Genomic DNA, 18,211 nt, shown 5'->3' on the forward strand with positions numbered 1-18,211 from the left:
ACGTAATTTGTACGTTAAAAAGTGTAAAATCCGACGGCAAATTTATAAATTTATGCCTACAAACGATTAACAAAATAATATCAATTATTTTATATCATTTTTTGACTAAATAAATAGTTAATAATTTTTAGTTTTGAAACTTGTTTATTAAATTCGTGAACACACACAACTAAATATAAACACAATGAAACCAATTAAATTTTTACCCATTGTTATGATTGCTGCTGCAGGGTTGGTGGCATCATGCGGTACATCAAAACTGGCTCAAACTAAGCCAGCTGATGATGTTTATAATTCTGTGGCGAAAGCCAGGGAGATTGAAATAGCTCCTCAACCTCAAAACCGACAGGGCCAGCAATATCAGACTCAAGGGCAAGAAGAATATGATGAATATTACGGAACCAGTAATCCTTATTACGATATGGATTACTCCTCTAGGATAAACCGTTTTTATAATGGTTACAGCTTTCAAGGCTATTACGACCCTTACTTTGATAATTATTATTACGGAAGCAGTTATGGCCCTTCAAACTACTTGGGTTATGGCCTGGGTTGGAACAGCGGATACGGTTTAGGTGGCTGGGGCGGTAGCTTTGGTTATGGCAGCATCTGGAGCAATCCCTTCTATTATGGTAATTTTGGCTACGGATGGAACAATCCTTATGGATGGAACGCTTGGGGACCTTACTCTTATTATGACCGTTTTGGTTGGGGCGGTGGATACTACGGCGGAGGCTGGGGTATTGGCGGCGGATATTATGGTGGTGGTTACGCCAATAGAGGTGGTTCTTACAGGCCAAGACCCGGAAGCAATGATAGAGGGGTACCAAGATATGGTGGCAGCACAACTGCCGGAAACGCTGGCAGACCTAGCAGATCTGGTGTTACAAATCCAAATGGTGTAGGTTATGCTCCAAATATTAATGCCGGAAGACCAAGCAGAAACCAAGGTAATGGCAGCTATACACAACCTCAGGGCTCACAAGCTGGCAGACCTACCAGGAATGACAATTATAGTCCTCAAGGTACGCAAAGTAGCAGACCTACCAGAAACGAGAGCTATTCTCCTCCTACCAGAACTGAGAGCAGACCGAGTTATTCACCTCCACCATCAAATGGCGGCGGAAATAGTGGTGGTGGTTCTACCGGCGGCGGCGGTGGTGGCGGTTCAAGACCATCAAGAGCAGGAAGAGGTTAATTTAAATTTAAACACACAACATGAAAAAATATATTTTAGCTTCACTAGTAGCTACAGTAGCTACTATGGGAACAACGTACGCCCAAAGTTACGCCCCTGATGCATTCCGCTTTTCTCAAACCAATTATGGTAGTTCTGCCCGATTTAAGGGAATGGGCGGTGCACAAATCGGCGTTGGAGGTGATATTGGTTCAATTAACGCAAACCCTGCCGGACTAGGCTTATTTACCAAATCTGAGTTTAGTTTAACCCCTGAATTTAATTCTGTATCGAACAATAGTGCATACTTAGGCAATAATACCAAAGCAAGTAAAAGTCAGATTAACCTAAATAACATCGGTGCTGTATTTTACAGCCCGGCAGCAAGAATAAAAGGTGCTGACGTAAATAAAGGATTGGTAAGTACTGTATTTGGTTTAAGTTATACCCGTAACAACGATTTCTTAAATAACATCAACTATAACGGAACAAATAGCAATAGCTCAATAAGAGATTCGTATGTAGACCAGGCCAATAGCGGCGGAATTGAAAATTCGATAGCCGGCGATGCATACAGTAGCTATTTAATTAATAAAAATGCACCTAATTACCCAAACAGGTATTCTGCAGAGCCTTATAACAATGCAAGTTTCAAACAAAACTGGGATGAAGCACGTTTAGGCTCAACTTCTGAATTTAACGTAGCAGGTGCCCTTAATTTTGGCAATAAGGTATACATTGGTGCAACAGCAAGTTTTGTTAATGTAAAATACACCAGCGATGCTACTTTTACCGAGTCGGGTATTGTTAATTCTTTTGATGATGGCTTACCAATACCTGCCTATACCGGCAACGAAAATTACAACTTAACGCATTTCAGAAACCAGGAAACCAAAGGTGGTGGATTTAACCTGAAACTAGGTATGATTTTCAGACCGGTTAATGAATTAAGAATTGGTATAAATTTCCAGACCCCAACCTGGATGAACATTGATGATAATACAAGCGAGACTTTACAGGCAAATTTAGCTGGAAATGCAACAAATGCACCTTCTAACTCAAATAACTCGACAAAATATTATACTTTCAGTTATAACTTACGTACTCCGTTAAAAGCTTCGGCTGGTATTAGCTACGTAATAGGTGGTAAAGCATTAATATCAGCAGATGTTGATTATGTAGATTACGCTTCTATGCGTTTTTCTGATGTTGATGGATATGACCGCAATACAATAAACGACAATAATGCTTTCATTAAAGAATCTTATAAAGAGGCGATTAACTACAGAGTTGGTGCGGAAGTAAAAGTTACTAACGAATTTAGCTTACGTGCGGGTTACGGTGTAAATGGAAACGGCGTTAAAGGTGGCGACAATAAATTTTACCAGGGTCAATACTACACTGGTGGAATTGGATACCGCGTAGATAACTATTATTTCGATGTAGCGTATCAGAACTACAAAACAAACTTCAGTTCAAGTCCGTATTTATTGGATGATTACAGTGAACCTGTTGCAGATGTTAAAAGCAATAGAAACAATGTATTCTTAACTTTTGGGGTAAGATTTTAATAATAGCTGTCATACATAATTAAGAAGCGTCAGTTTTCAACTAGAGAACTGGCGCTTTTTTACAACAAAAAGGATACCCGGTTGGGTATCCTCAACATTATCAATTAACTAGTACCTGTTTAATTAACATCCCACCATAACCTATCGGTAATTTTGGCCTTTTGTTGCGGCTGTGGGTTTGCTGTAATTTCGCTATTTGGGTAAAGTACCCTTCTCGGAATTTCAGAGAGTGCATTTTTAACTTTGGTTAAAGCCGGGAATCCGGTACGGCGCCAATCTGTATAATTTTCAGCATTAAGAAAGTTTGCAACCGACTTTTCTTCCATAATTAAACGGAGTGCATTTGTACTGCTGAGTGTCCCCCGCGAAGCAATGTAGGTATCCATATCAGTTGTGCTCACCCCTACCTTAGTCATGTGCTGTTTAATACCATCCTGATAAACAGGTTGTGCAGCTGCAAAACCCGATACCACAAGCGTGGCTTCGGCTTTTATAAATAATGCCTCGGTGTAATTTACCAGGTAATTATTGGCATTGGCACCCGCGTAAAAATCGGCAGGGATTGAGTAAGCCTCCAGACTCCCAATTTCGTCTAAACCAATCTGCCGGCCCGTATATAAACCGGTTTGTTTGGCGGGTTTAACCATTTTGCTTAATCTTGGATCGTTTCTGGTAGTAAAAGCATCAACAAAGGTATTGGCAAGCACAAAAGTAGTACCTGGTAAAAAATTCTGCTGCCATGGATTTTCTGCTCCTGCTGCACCACCGAAAGCAATTTTTGCATCATCATTATTGCTCTGCATGCCATTTGTTAGTGCAGTCAAAGCCAACTGTGCCTGCGCAGCAGCTGTATTTCCTGGTGCTTTACTCAGGTGCATGTAATAGCGTGCCTTTAAAGTATAAGCCAATTTTTTCCACTTTGCCATATCGCCAGCGTACATCAGATCGTCACTGCCAGGAGCTAAGCCAGCATTGCGACCGATATCTGCAATCCCATCATCTAACAAGCGCTGTAGCTGGGTATATATTTGTTGCTGGGTATCGTAAGTAGGATTGGCTACATCAACTCCCTTGAAAGCCTGACTGTAGGGAATATCTCCCCATGCATCGGTTGCGTAGCCCAAAGTATACGCAGTGAGTATTTTAGAAATCGCAGTATAATTAAAATTGCCGTTTGCAGCTGCTTTTACATTTAGTAGGCTTAAGTTGTTCAGTGTGCGCACGTATACATTATTCCAGTCGCCATCCATATCAATATTGTACATCTGATAAGTGCCAAAATTTGGGGCTACCTGGTTCAGAGCCATTACCTGCAGGTATTGCTGAAGCACTACACTTAAATTCCCATCACCGGATGCATTGATGTTCTGGGAGATCAGCATCTGTACTGGTGGCAGCATGAGCGATTCCTTAACATCTATCGGTCTGTTGGGGTCATAGTTAACATCAATGTATTTTTTGCACCCGGCAAAAGCCATCATAAATGCAAAACTTAAAATGAAATATATCTTTTTCATGTTGATTCTTTTTATGTGTTGGGCCTATAATGTTAATTTTAAACTAAAATCTACCGAGCGGGATGTTGGGGTTGAGAAGGAATAGATCCCCTGAGATCCGTTTGAAGAACCAAAAGAACTTACTTCCGGGTCCCCACCTGTAAAGTGTGGTGCATATATCCACAAATTTCTACCCGTAACCTGCAAGCCAATGGTTTTGAAAGGTGTTTTTTGCAGCCATGTTGGTTTTAGGTTATAACCTATGCTAACATTTCTCAATTTTACATAAGTACCATCCTGGATAACCGATTCTAGTACGCCATTGGCCCGCTGGTAATAGGCCTGTCCTGATACAGATACTGTATTCGGCAAACCTGTAGTCGCATTTACCCCCTCAACAACACGTGGGCCACGGTCTTCGGTAACTTTTGGTGTACCATAAAAATAGCCGTAACCATCTACGTTATTCTGAATATCACCTCCCTTTTTCATATCAAAAGAGAAACTAAGCGTAAACTGTTTATACTTGAAATTATTAACAATACCGCCCATCCAATCTGGATTAATATCACCGATTATGCCTTGTTCATCTGCAGCAAATGGCAGCCCATCATTACCTATTAACAGTTTTCCTTCACTGTTTCTGGCATAACGGGTACCATAGATTACCCCATATGGCTGGTTTCGAAAAATAACGGTAAAGCCATTGCCGATGTATTCCTGATTACCAAAGATTGCAAGGACCTTATTTCTGATCCTGCTATAATTCAAGGTCAGATCCCAGCTAAAATCCTCCGTTTTTATAGGTTTTGCATTTAAAAGCAGCTCGATGCCCCTGTTGCGCATTACGGCTGTATTTACACTCGTAGCGTTAAACCCGGTTGACGGTGCCAGTGCTACATTGGGAATGATCCCGTTTTTTGTCTTTTTATCGAAATAGGTAACTTCCAAGCTTAAACGGTTTTTAAAGAAACCTGTTTCTAAACCGATCTCAAATTCGTTGATCCGCTCATTTTTTAAGTTCGGATTGCCTAGGGTCGGACTGATCAAAAAGCCCGACTGTTGCAGGTACGGAAAGGCAATATTTCTTACCGCTTGTGATTCGTACGGCGTAAGCAGGTTATATGGCCCAATGCTGGCATTCCCCACTGTACTATAAGATAATCTTAATTTTCCAAAGCTCATGATATCCGAAAGTTCTTTCGAAAAGAAATTGGAAAAGATAAAACTTGTAGCAGCAGAACCATAAGGATAAAAACTGTTGCTTTTGGCCAGTACCGAAGTACCGTCGTACCTTCCGGTAAGGGAGAGGATTAAGAACTTTTTATAATCGATATTGGACTGTAAATAGAATCCTACTTTTCTGGTCAGAAAACTTGTTTCCGTAAAATTTATATTTGATGTAGATCCAATGTTCTCAAATCCCGGAACGGTTATACCCAGGCCGTTGGCATTCATAATTTCACTATAGGTTGATAATATATTGTTGCCCAATAGCGCATCGATGGTAAAATCGCCAAAACTTTTGTTTGCACTGATAATCAGGTCATTATTATATTGCCTAAAATTGCTGTTTCTGTTTATAATCCGTCCATTTGGATTTGAAATTGAACCTAACGATTCAATGTATTTGCCCTGTTCAACATAAACATCAGCACCAAAACGCTCCGTTATGGTCAGCCAGCTCAAGACCTTGTAATCAGCATTAAAAGTCGGCAAAAACCTGTTTACTACCGAAGTATTGCTGATGTTATCCAATACCCAATATGGGTTGTTCCTGGAAAAACGGAACAGCCTCTGCGTGCCATCTGGGTTGACGGCAGGCTGTAAATTATAGGAAACTGGCGCTGTAAAAATAGTCCATACAGGGCTTTCAAGGGCATATCCTTCAGGCAGCCTGTTATTTTTGGTATTGGCATAATTTAAGGAGAAAGTAACATTCAGATCTTTAATAATTTGCGTGGTGAATTTCCCAAAAACGGTATTCCGGTCGAAAGAAGTGCCAGGTACCGTTCCATCCTGCGCAAAATTGGTATATGATAAAAAATAAGAGTTGTAAGCCCCGCCCCCATTTACGGCTACCGTGTTAGTATATGTTTTTCCGGTTTTAAAGAATAAATCAGACTGATCATATACCTGTGCAGGCTGGCCGTTAATTTTTAAGGTATCCATTCTTGCCCCCCACGAAGTACTTGTTTTTTGGTTCACACCATCAAAATATACGCCATTTGAGCCAAGAGAATATTTATTCTGAATTTCTGGTAACAGCGGTTTCTCCATTGAAAAAGATGAAGAAAAGCTAATACCAGGCTTTTTATTCAGGCTACCGGCTTTTGTAGTAATAATAATCACGCCTTTTGCACCATCAGATCCATATAGCGCTGTTGCTGCACCACCTTTTAACACATTAATGCTTTCAATAATATTAGGATCAAGATCTGCAATACGATTGGTGCCGGGACCAGAATTAAGGTTGCCGGTTTCATCATTATTAACCGGAATACCATCAATTACCATCAAAGCTTCGTTGTTGCCATAAAGAGAATTGGCTCCCCTGATTACAATTCTGGATGAACTACCCGGCGTACCCGACGAACTTGTAATCTGTACACCCGAAACCTTACCGGCCAGGGCATTTACCAAATTAGGCTCTTTGGACTGGGTTAATTGCTCACCTTTTACCTCCTGAGAACTATAGGTGAGGTTACGTTTTTCCCGCTTTACACCTAGTGCAGTTACTACAATTTCATTCAGGCTTTGCTGGTCTTCACTTAATGTGATGGTTATGTTGCTTTGCCCGCTATAAGCAAATTCTTTGGTTGTATAACCAATGCCACTAAAAACCAGTGTAGCCGGATTTGCAATTTTAATTGAAAAAATTCCGTTCGCATCGGAAGAAGTGCCAATAGCAGTTCCTTTAACTTTTACCGATATGCCTGGGATTGGCTGCCCTGATGCATCGGTAATTTTGCCGCTAATCGGCGACGTTTGACCATAAATCTGCATGCAACAGAGCATAGTCAAAATGAACAAAGTAATCTTTAATCTGGTCATTGTATTCAGTTTAGTTAGTAGTATGACCAAAATTAGGCTTATAAAAAGCCAGATAGAACGATGATTTTAACACGTATTGACCAGAAATTAACGCAAATGTTACAATCGTATTAGATAAGTTAATAAAGTATGTTTTGTTAACCCGATCAAACAAAATTCTGGACACCGAGCCGATGTTAGCGTAATTTGTTGGGTGTTTCAGCTTTCGGCCAACTGATTGTTGTTTTCACCAACCAGATTTTCGCACTGATTCGGTTGGTTAGAAATCAAGCGATTTGCAGATGCACAAAGCAATACTAATAAAAAGTAGTTAACCAGGATGTTGAAAGCATAGCGTATGTATGCTTAAAAATCGGCTTTTTATTTTGATGGTTTAACTAAATATTCCATGCAGGCTACTACCCTCTTGGGCTAAAGTATCAAGTCTCTTTTCAACTTCAGGATCTTTGATCAACTCTGGTGCATGGTGAGGCTTTTTCCTTGCATCAATAATTAACGAACCTTTACAGCCCCAATGTTTATTGATGGTAAAATCGTTGATGCCATATATATCAGCGGCCGGATTGCTTCTTGTAAAAGCTACCCAAACCAGATTATCAATATTGGCCGCCGTAAATTCTGCATCATCAGCCAATATAATTAAAGGTAAGCCCGATAAATCCTGGTCCATCAAAGACATATTCAATAAAGCAATTTCTGCGGCTGTTTTCTCAGGATTTAAATATTTTTCACTTCCTAAAACCAAAACCCCAGGAATGGCTATTTTGGGTTGGTAAAATCCATCGCTCAGTTTTAGTCCAGCAGGAATCTTATCCCAAAGTTCACGCTGCTTCTCCCCTGCTGCCGCAATTACGACCTTCGATCCGCTGTTTAATCCATCACCGCTGTAATCAAGCGTGTCAATTGTAGTATTGGTATAAAAATGAACATCCCTTGTTAAATCGATCCGTTCTAAAATATGTGAAAGAAATGCTTCAATATGGTGTGTGCTTAAATGTTGGTCATCCTCTTTGGCTGCAATAAACAGGTATTTAGCCAGACTCAATTGGTTTTTCCCTAAGATGTGATTAGCTATGGTTAAAATTTCCTGAGGTCTGCGCGCTTTTAAATAAGGCGTATAACGCTCACTGCCGATCGCAAAAAGCAAAGGATGAACGCCAGCCGCATCAACCGCATGAACTTCTTTTAAACCATGAATTTCCTGTGGTATGGCCGAGCCTGTAATTTCATGAATCAAAGCACCAAAACTGGTATCCTCCTGTGGCGGACGGCCAACCACCGTAAATGACCAAATGGCATCCTTTTTATGATATACATTGTGCACCTTCATCAAAGGAAAAGGATGCGTTAAACTGTAATAACCCAGGTGATCGCCAAAAGGCCCTTCTGGTTTATTTTCGTTCGGATAAACCGTTCCCGTAATAATAAAATCAGCATCTGCAGAGATGCAAAAACCTTCATCATCATAAAAATAACGGAAACGCCTATCGCCCAACGCACCTGCAAATGTCATTTCAGACAGCCCTTCCGGTAACGGCATCACCGCAGCTAAAGGATGCGATGGAGGCCCGCCAACAAAGATGCTCACTTTTAAGGGCTGGCCTAATGCATTGGCTTTTGACTGATGTACCCCAATCCCCCTATGAATCTGATAGTGCAACCCGATCTCTTGATCCTGGATATAATCGTTCCCACCCAATTGGATACGATACATGCCCAGATTTGCATTTAAAACACCTGGTTTATCTATATCTTCCGTATAAACCTGCGGCATGGTAACAAAAGGACCACCATCCATAGGCCAGTTTACAATTTGTGGTAACTGACCGATACTTGTTTTTAAAAATTTGCTTTTTGCCGAAGGTGTTTTAAGCGGCAAGGCCGATAAAGCCGACATTGCAGAACCCGCATATTTAAATGGATTTTTTAATGCTTTTATAGGATCATTCCTTAACGATACCAACTGTTGTACTTTTGGTAAAGTGTCTCTAAAAATAAACTTTGATCTTTCTAAGGTTCCAAATAAATTCGAAACTGCAGGGAAAGGGCTTCCTTTAACTTTTTCAAATAAAATAGCTGGTCCTTTATTTTCGTAAACCCTTAAATGGATGGCTGCCATTTCTAAATAGGGATCTACTTCTTCTTTTATTCTGATTAAATGACCGTGCTTTTCAAGATCGGATACACATTCCGCTAAACTTTTGTATGCCATGCCCAAAGATAAATAATTAGATTTTCTCCAAAACAAAAAAGCCTCATATAAGCAGATTTTACAATAAAGCTACTTACATGAGGCTTTTAACCTACCTAAATATATTATTTCTTTCCTGCGAAAGAGCGCAACATCCAGGTGTTTTTCTCTTTAAACTGCATAAAACGGTTAACCATATCGTTAGAACCATCGTCTCCGGCCGTATCTGTAGCTTCTAAAAGTTCTCTTTCCAATTCGATCAATGCAGCCATATCACCTAAAATGGCATCAACCATGTCAAGATCTTTAAGGCCAATAGTATCAATTTCTTTAATTTGAGATTCTTTTATATAATCAGCAAAACGGCTATGCGGTGCTTTACCCAATGTTAATACACGCTCGGCTATCTCATCAATAGTTAATTGTGCATTGGTATATAATTCTTCAAACTTAACGTGTAAAGTAAAAAAGTTCTGACCTTTTATATTCCAGTGGCAGCCTCTTAATTTTTGATAGTGGATATGATAATTAGCCAAATAATCGTTTAAAAGATCTACAACAGGTTTAACTTCTTTTTCGTTTAAGCTTATTTCTTTAGCGTCCATTTTTTTAAATTATTTATGATGTTTTTGATGTCTACGTAACAACCCAAATTTATAAAAGTTTTGCTCAATTTTGTCTTTTGAACAATACGTTATTTATTAGATCGTTTAATATTCAATATTACAGGGAACAACAATTTTATAAACATTTGTTAATGAATAGCATATCAGTATTAAGGTATTAAAGTCATCTTATTTTTACTTAAAAACGAATAGCTGAACATAGGCCGATTAACAATATTATTCGTATAATTGCTCCCTTTGACTTAGAAATTTACATACAAATAAATGCATAAAATATATTTATCTGCTGTCGTGTTATTTGCCTTAAACATTGCAAATGCTAAAGCCAACACAGCAAGAGACTCTATCGGTGTAGAAAATAATAAAGGCAAAAAACTAATTGTTCACCAGACTGTAGCAAAAGACACTTATTATTCAATAGGAAGAAGATATAATATTTCGCCAAAAGAAATTATGAGCTTTAATGACAATAAATACCTCCAGGTTGGGGTAATCATTAAAGTACCAACAAATATTCCTTTTACGGCAACAGGATCAACTAACAGCACGCAAAACCAAAGTGTTTCTTCTGGCAGTATAATAGAGCATACGATCAAGCCAAAAGAAAACTTAAATATGCTCGCCGAAAAATACGGCACAACAATTAATGAAATTAAAGCTTTAAACAACCTGAACAGCAACAACTTAAGCATTGGTCAGGTTTTAAAAATCCCTGTTAAAAATGGAGAACAAACGGCAACAGTTGCACCGGTAACCCCGCCAGCGAAAAATAATACAGATACACCTCAAGCCAATACATCATCTGCTGATCAAACCATGATCGAGCATACTGTTGCGCCTAAAGAGTTTTTAGGCAAAATAGCCGAGAAATACGGCACTACTGTTGAGGAAGTAAAAAAAGCCAACAACCTTTCCGGAAATAACTTGCGCATCGGTCAGAAACTTAAAATTCCGGCAACTAAAAACATAGATGAAAATAAGGTAGTTGCTGCTGAAGAAAAAACTGTACAGGAGAACAAATCTACAGATGCAGCCGGCACACACACGGTTTTAAGAAACGAAACTATTTTCACTATCGCTAAACAATACGGCATTACCGCTTACCAGATTAGAAAACTAAACGATTTGCCTGATAATGCCATTACCATTGGGCAGGTTTTAAAAGTACCTGGAGGTATTATTACTGATGTTCAGGTTCCAAAAGAAAAGCAGGCAGAAGCTAAAGTTAAAGAAGTAGAAGCAAAAGTTAAAGAAGCCCCTGCAGCAAAAGAAGAGAGTTTTATCCATACCGTAGCTTCCGGAGAAAACATTTTTACCATTGCTAAAAAATACAATTTAACCGCTTATCAGATCAGAACGGCAAACAAACTTGAAGATAATGCCATTAAAGTTGATCAAAAACTGATCATTCCTAAACCGCCACAACCTAAATCGGTAAATGATTTATCGAAAGAAGAGCAGGAAAACGAGCCAGATAGTACCATGGTTAAAGACCCTAAACTTCGCCGTGATCCGAGCGTATATGGTTTAAGTCAGATCGAAGAAAAAGGAACCGCAGTTTGGATTGCAGACCAGGATCTGGATGGCACAAAAATGTTGGTCTTACACCGTACAGCACCTGTGGGCAGGGTAATTAAGATTACCAACCCCATGACCAACCGCACTACCTTTGCCAAAGTTGTTGGTAAATTTACGGAGAACGAATCCACAAAAGATGTTATAATTGTAATGACTAAAGCAGTAGCCGATTCATTGGGCGCTTTAGACAAACGTTTTTTCTGCAATTTAACTTATAGTGCTCAATGAGTTCAAACAAAAAACCATTTATAATTGGTATTGCCGGTGGTAGCGGATCGGGTAAAACATTTTTCTTAAACTGCTTTCTTCACCATTTTAAACAGGATGAAGTAACACTCGTATCGCAAGATGATTATTATATCCCTGCAGGTGAGATGACACAGGAAGAAAATAAGTTATACAACTTCGACCTTCCTTCTACCATTGATAGCGAGCAGTTTTTAAGGGATATTAAGCAGTTAATGAGTGGTGAAGTTGTTTATAAAAAAGAATACAACTTCAATAATCCATTGGCCGTTGTTAAAATTCTGGAAATTAAATCGGCACCAATCATTATTGTAGAAGGTCTTTTCATTCTCCACTTTAAAGAAATTGCCGCACTGTTGGATCATACCATTTTTGTTGATGCAGATGAACAGGTGGCTTTAGACCGCCGTATAAAACGTGATGGTTTAGAACGTGGTTACCCAGAAGATGATGTATTGTACAAATGGCACAACCATGTAGTGCCAGCCTATAAAGAATATTTATTGCCGTATCGCGAACAATGTAATAAGGTAATAATGAATAATACTAACGAACCTGAAGAAATTATCGGTATCACAGAAGATATCTCCAACGATTTAAGGAACAGCATTTTGGTAGATATAGCTTAACTTTTTTTTGAATAACATTAAAGCAGCAATGACGGCCGCGATAGATCGTCATTTCGACCGCAGTGTTCCAAAGGAACTCCTTCGGAGGAGAAATCTTTGAAATCTCATTTAAATAATTTGATTCATAGGTCTCTCCATTTCGCTGCGCTCCAGTCGAGATGACGACTACCCCCATGGCTCATGTCCCCGCAAACCACCAGTTTAATCCAGTCTCATTTCAGGAATCTCTCCTTCCACTACCAGTCTTCCAGCTGTAGATTGTTGTATAAATTCGATACTTACACCCGGTGCACGCTCCAAAAGTTTAAAACCACCTTCAGGCAAAATATCCAGAACAGCCAGTTCAGTTACAATTTTTTTGATGCATTTTACACCGGTTAAAGGCAACGTACATTTCGGCAATAATTTACTCTCTCCCGCTTTATTAATGTGTTGCATCGCCACAATAATATTTTTGGCTGATGCTACTAAATCCATAGCCCCTCCCATTCCCTTTACCATTTTACCGGGGATTTTCCAGTTGGCAATATCACCATTTTCTGACACCTCCATGGCTCCCAGAATAGTCAGATCTACCTTTTGTGCTCGGATCATCCCAAAACTCATGGCCGAATCAAAAATAGACGATCCTGGCAAAGTGGTGATGGTTTGTTTCCCTGCGTTAATTAAATCGGCATCTTCCTCTCCTTCGAAAGGAAATGGCCCCATACCCAATAAACCGTTTTCTGATTGTAATACGACGTTAATTCCCTTGGGAATATAATTGGCGACCAAAGTAGGTATGCCAATACCCAGGTTAACATAGTATCCGTCTTTTATTTCTTTAGCAATGCGCTGTGCGATTTCTTCTTTTGAAAACATAATTTTTTAAATGATTAATTGAAAGAATTTAGAATGAGTGAATGATTCACCAATGAACTATTGAACCTTCCTCACCGTTCGCTGCTCAATTCTTTTCTCGTAATCTTTCCCTTGAAAAATGCGATGAACGTAAATGCCCGGGGTATGAATAGAATCTGGATCAAGTTCGCCGGCCTCTACCAACTCTTCTACCTCCGCAATGGTTATTTTACCTGCCATAGCCATAACCGGATTAAAATTCCGGCTGGTGGACCTGAAGATTAAATTTCCAGCGGTATCACCTTTCCAAGCTTTAACGATAGCAAAATCGGCATCAAAAGCATATTCCATTAAATAATCCTTGCCATCAAAATTGCGCACTTCTTTACCTTCTGCCACTTCAGTGCCCACACCTGCAGGCGTAAAAATTGCAGGCATACCGTATCCGGCAGCCAGACAACGCGTAGCCAAAGTACCTTGTGGAATAAGGTCTACTTCGAGTTCGCCACTCAGCAATTGCCTTTCAAATTCGGCATTTTCACCTACATACGAAGAAATCATTTTTTTAACCTGACGTTGTTTCAGCATTAAACCAATACCAAAATCATCAACACCAGCATTATTAGAGATACAGGTTAAATTTTTCACCTGCTTGTTTACCAAAGCATTAATGCAATTTTCTGGAATACCGCAAAGTCCGAAACCACCGAGCATGATGGTTGCACCATCTGATATATCTTTGATAGCCTCCTCAGCTCCAGATACCACTTTATTTATCATTTTATGAATTTTTTGGTTAGTTCGCTAAATTACAAATTGCCTTCAAAAATGTAGCATTTATAATTTTTAAATCTTTGCGGAATATTAATTAATTGGAATTAATCTAAATAACTGTTACCTTTGTACTGCAATGATTTACGAGAGAGAAGAAAGTCTATTCATATTACCTACTGACCCTGAATTCCAAAAAGGAATGGGTTTTATTTTCAGCTGTACGGCTGAGCACAAAAAATGTTGTGAGAAATTTAAGAAAGGTAAACGCTGTAAAAAGTGCCCGGGGCGGAAAAAATAATTAATCTACTTCGCAATTTCTACAATTTTATCATCACTTCCATTACTGGTACAGATATAAATTTTTCCTTCCGGCGACTGGCAAACAGCCCTTATCCTGCCAAAAGTGCTTACATAAAAATCTTTCGTTCCAGTAATTTTTGTTTGAGCATCGTCTAACTTAAGCTGCATCAATTTAGTTCCTTTTAATACAGCCAGCAACAACGAATTTTTAAATTGCGGAATATAATCGGAGTTGTAATAAGTTAAACCACTAGGCGCAATAGTTGGTGTCCAATTGATTAATGGCTCTACCACATTATTGGAACTGCAAAATGATTGCTCTCCACTTTCATTACAAAAACCTTTAATATTTGGCCATCCGTAGTTTCTTCCCTTTTCGATAATATTAATCTCATCATCAGAATCCGGGCCATGCTCTGATGAGAAAATTTTGTTGCCCACCTGGGTTAATCCTTGTGCATTTCGATGCCCTAAAGACCAAACGGGGTTATTTGGATAAGGATTATCAGCAGGAATAGATCCATCTAAATTTATCCTTAAAATTTTCCCTGCTAAAGAATTAACATTTTGGGGATTGCCAGTATCAGCAGCATCGCCGGTACTGATAAAAAGTTTACCGCCACTGATCAGCAAACGCGAGCCGTTATGGATTGAAGCAGCAGGAATCTGATCCAATAAAACCTGCGGACTTGTTAAATTTCCTCCGCTATAAGTATAACGTACCACTTTGGCTTTATATGTACTACCATAGCCATACACTATATAAACGTAAGGATTAGTGCTGAAATCGGGATGTAATGTCATTCCAAGCAAGCCACCCTCTCCATTGGTACGCACTTCGGTTATGGTAAGTAGAGCTGTTACTTGCCCGTTGGCGGGATTTAAACGACTAATTTTACCTGCTTTTTCCGTAAACCAAATAAAATTATCAGGTCCATACACCATTTCCCAGGGCAGGTTCAATCCGGATACAACTACTTTTGATTTTAATTCCACATCAGGTAAGGTACCCGGATCTTCATTATCATCACCACCGTTCTTTTTGCAATTTGTAACGAATAGCATTACAAATAAGCAGAGTAGTATTGTCCTCATAACCGTAACGTTTTAGAAATAACAACGTTACGGTTATAAAGTTTTGCTTTTTCAGCATGCTATTCAATGTTGATGTGCTGTCACATGTTACCATCTGACAGATTTTCAAAAAAAATGATTTGGTGTCGGATGCTAACATCCGACACCACAACTATACTTATGCCCGCGCTCGTTTTTAAAGAGTGCATAAATAGCATTGCGATTTGATCGCAAAATATTATTTACAGTGCCAGATGGCAACATCTGACACCACGATTAATTCAAATACACGTAAGTAATCCCATCCCCGCCTCTATCAGCATGTTCATCTTCCATCCTATTTACCTGACTATATTTACGCAGGTATTCTCTAATCATTTTACGCAAAATACCGTCACCTTTACCGTGGATCAGTTTAATGGAGGGAAAGCCGAGCATAATGGCTTTATCCAAATATTTCTCTACTTCAAACAGGGCGTCTTCAGTACGTTTTCCACGAAGATCAAGTTCGGCCCTAAAGCCAGATACGGCATCATTCATCCGCCCAGCAAAAGAATTTGCACTGCTTTGAATTACTTTTTTAGCTTCGCGGTTACTCACCTTTTGAACGCGGTTCTTTTTAACAGTCGAACGTAAATCGCCAATAGCCAAAACCAGTTCATTGCGGTTAATTTCTAAAACCTGACCAATGGTTTCGCTATCCGTAAATTTCACTAAATCGCCAATTTCAATTTCACCACCAACAACTATCTGTACTGGTTTAGGGCGCTCTTTTGGTACAGTATTTTTAACCAGCTCTTTTTGCAGATTCTGGCGGAGTTCTTTAGTTATTTCCTTATCGGCTTGCTTTTCTTTAATCTCGGCTATGGTGTTTTCAACCAGTTTATTGGCATTTTTAATAATATTCTGTGCCTCTAGTTTCGCCTCTTTAATCAGTACCTTTCTATTCTCCTCTAAAAAGCTTTTCAACTTTTCATTTTCGGCAACCAGGTTTTTAGCTTTATTCTGCTGATTGGCTAAACTTACTTTGGCATCGTAAACATTTTTCTTTTCGCGCTCCAGATCAACAAGCATGGTATCTACGCGGTTCTGGTTAGATCCTGTTTTTTCTTTAGCCAATTGGATTACCTCTTTTGGTAAACCAATATTCTGAGCAATTTCGAATGCATAGGAACTGCCGGGTTTACCCATTTCTAAAATGTAGAGCGGCTTCATTTTGGCATTATCAAAAAGCATTGATGCATTTTCTAAACCTGGTGTATTACCTGCAAAAAGCTTCAAATTAGAGTAGTGGGTCGTAATTACCCCCCTCACCTTTTTATTGTTCAATACTTCTAAAACAGCTTCAGCCATTGGCCCCCCAAACTGCGGATCGGTACCAGTACCAAATTCATCAATCAGCACCATTGTTTTTGGCGAAGCATGCTCTACAAAATAGCGCATCTTCTTTAGGTGTGCACTGTAAGTACTTAAATCACTTTCTATCGATTGATCATCACCAATATCAGCAAAAATGTTTTCAAAAATACCTACTTCACTATTCGCATCAACCGGAATTAACAAACCTGTTTGCAACATAATCTGCAGAAGGCCAACGGTTTTCATACAAACCGATTTACCGCCTGCATTTGGCCCTGATACTAATACCACCCGGGTTTCGGCATCTATATGGATATTTAAAGGTGTAACGGTTTTCTTTTCGGCCGCAAATGAGATCGATAACAAAGGGTGCCTTGCATTAATCAGTTTGGTTTTAGGCTCTTTTAACAAACCTGGCATTTCAGCTTCGATATCCATTGCAAATAAAGCCTTTGCACGAACAAAATCCAGTTTGGTAAGGAAACCATGGTAAGAAAGCAATAATGGTGAATATGGTCGCAGATCGTCCGTTAAGGCAATTAAAATCTTAATAATTTCACGGCGTTTGTCAAACTCTAAGTCGCGCAGCTTATTATTTAAGGTAAATACTTCTTCAGGTTCAATATAAACTGTCTGTCCTGTAGCCGATTCATCGTGTACGAAGCCTTTGAGTTTACGCTTGTTTTCAGCCAAAACCGGAATACACATTCTACCATCACGGATGGTTAAACTCCCATCAGCAACCCAATTATTGGCAATAGCCTGTTTGTAGATCGAATCCATACGCTTACGCACATCTTGCTCGGCTTTCGAAATCGCAGAGGTAATTTCCTGCAATTCTTTTGATGCATTGGGTTTGATCTTTCCTTTGGCATCTATAACGGTTTCTATTTTACGAAGGATCGTTTTTTCGATCGGAAGATGCTCAAATAAAGCTTCTAGTGTAGGGTATACTTCTGCACGTTCTTCAAAAAAACGCAGTACCGAGAAAACAGTATGCAATGAAGTATATACCTGAAACCACTCATCTTCTAATAGATAAGTGCCTTCTACCCTGATTTTTTCAACCAGCGACTTAATGTCAAAAAAGGTATTAATCTGTAGTGGTTCCTGATTTTGCAGGATACTTTTAAACTCGTTTGTTTGACGTAAAAACTTATCAATCTGATCAAAACGGTTCATCACCTGCATCTTCTCTACCATTGTCTGCCCCATCGGACTTAAACAATGTTTGCTAATCAGTTGCCTGATCTCAACAAAACCTAAACGTTCTAAACAGTTTTCAGGATATAACAT

Annotated in this window: 12 protein-coding genes; 4 read left to right on the top strand and 8 right to left on the bottom strand. The window is 39.2% G+C overall.

Translation table 11 applies throughout. The features are described 5' to 3' along the window. The first annotated feature begins 184 nt into the window (after positions 1–184). Together AC1RJ8_RS01900 and AC1RJ8_RS01905 are read left to right on the top strand one after the other, a co-directional pair. Positions 185–1,198 carry a hypothetical protein gene (locus AC1RJ8_RS01900; RefSeq protein WP_492952035.1) on the top strand — a complete coding sequence of 338 codons (1,014 nt, stop codon included), beginning with the start codon at positions 185–187 and terminating at the stop codon, positions 1,196–1,198. 20 nt (positions 1,199–1,218) lie between these two features. After that, positions 1,219–2,748 (top strand): OmpP1/FadL family transporter, encoded by a 1,530-nt coding sequence (locus tag AC1RJ8_RS01905; protein WP_492952034.1) that lies wholly within the window; start codon positions 1,219–1,221, stop codon positions 2,746–2,748. A gap of 119 nt (positions 2,749–2,867) precedes the next feature. Here AC1RJ8_RS01905 and AC1RJ8_RS01910 read toward each other — a convergent pair whose 3' ends face one another. From AC1RJ8_RS01910 to AC1RJ8_RS01925, 4 genes are all read right to left on the bottom strand, one after another. Continuing rightward, positions 2,868–4,265 (bottom strand): SusD/RagB family nutrient-binding outer membrane lipoprotein, encoded by a 1,398-nt coding sequence (locus tag AC1RJ8_RS01910; RefSeq protein WP_492952033.1) that lies wholly within the window; start codon positions 4,263–4,265, stop codon positions 2,868–2,870. Between the two features lie 24 nt (positions 4,266–4,289). Further along, complete coding sequence (locus tag AC1RJ8_RS01915; protein WP_492952032.1) at positions 4,290–7,298, bottom strand: SusC/RagA family TonB-linked outer membrane protein; 3,009 nt, start codon at positions 7,296–7,298, stop codon at positions 4,290–4,292. A 373-nt stretch (positions 7,299–7,671) separates the two neighbouring features. Beyond that, positions 7,672–9,510: a UbiD family decarboxylase gene (locus AC1RJ8_RS01920; RefSeq protein ID WP_492952031.1), complete on the bottom strand. Its 1,839-nt coding sequence runs from the start codon at positions 9,508–9,510 to the stop codon at positions 7,672–7,674. 104 nt (positions 9,511–9,614) lie between these two features. After that, positions 9,615–10,094 carry a Dps family protein gene (locus AC1RJ8_RS01925; protein ID WP_492952030.1) on the bottom strand — a complete coding sequence of 160 codons (480 nt, stop codon included), beginning with the start codon at positions 10,092–10,094 and terminating at the stop codon, positions 9,615–9,617. A 285-nt stretch (positions 10,095–10,379) separates the two neighbouring features. Here AC1RJ8_RS01925 and AC1RJ8_RS01930 point away from each other — a divergent pair, with 285 nt between their 5' ends. Together AC1RJ8_RS01930 and AC1RJ8_RS01935 are read left to right on the top strand one after the other, a co-directional pair. Next, a complete protein-coding gene (locus tag AC1RJ8_RS01930) occupies positions 10,380–11,921 on the top strand; it encodes a muramidase family protein (RefSeq protein ID WP_492952029.1) in 1,542 nt (513 codons plus the stop codon). Next, the gene (locus AC1RJ8_RS01935) at positions 11,918–12,568 is read left to right on the top strand and encodes a uridine kinase family protein (protein ID WP_492952028.1); all 651 of its coding nucleotides are present in this window, start codon (positions 11,918–11,920) and stop codon (positions 12,566–12,568) included. Before AC1RJ8_RS01930 ends, AC1RJ8_RS01935 begins: the two co-directional genes overlap by 4 nt. A 201-nt stretch (positions 12,569–12,769) precedes the next feature. On the opposite strand, the gene AC1RJ8_RS01940 is transcribed toward AC1RJ8_RS01935, so the two are convergent. The 4 genes from AC1RJ8_RS01940 to AC1RJ8_RS01955 form a co-directional block, all read right to left on the bottom strand. Further along, the gene (locus AC1RJ8_RS01940) at positions 12,770–13,429 is read right to left on the bottom strand and encodes a CoA transferase subunit B (RefSeq protein ID WP_057934284.1); all 660 of its coding nucleotides are present in this window, start codon (positions 13,427–13,429) and stop codon (positions 12,770–12,772) included. A 57-nt stretch (positions 13,430–13,486) separates the two neighbouring features. Beyond that, positions 13,487–14,188: a CoA transferase subunit A gene (locus AC1RJ8_RS01945; RefSeq protein WP_492952027.1), complete on the bottom strand. Its 702-nt coding sequence runs from the start codon at positions 14,186–14,188 to the stop codon at positions 13,487–13,489. A 297-nt stretch (positions 14,189–14,485) separates the two neighbouring features. After that, entirely contained in the window at positions 14,486–15,577 is a 1,092-nt protein-coding gene (locus AC1RJ8_RS01950; RefSeq protein ID WP_492952026.1) for a PQQ-dependent sugar dehydrogenase, read from the bottom strand. A gap of 255 nt (positions 15,578–15,832) precedes the next feature. Beyond that, entirely contained in the window at positions 15,833–18,211 is a 2,379-nt protein-coding gene (locus AC1RJ8_RS01955) for an endonuclease MutS2 (protein WP_492952025.1), read from the bottom strand.

Source organism: Pedobacter sp. GW822-FHT03F06 (genome assembly GCF_058801365.1).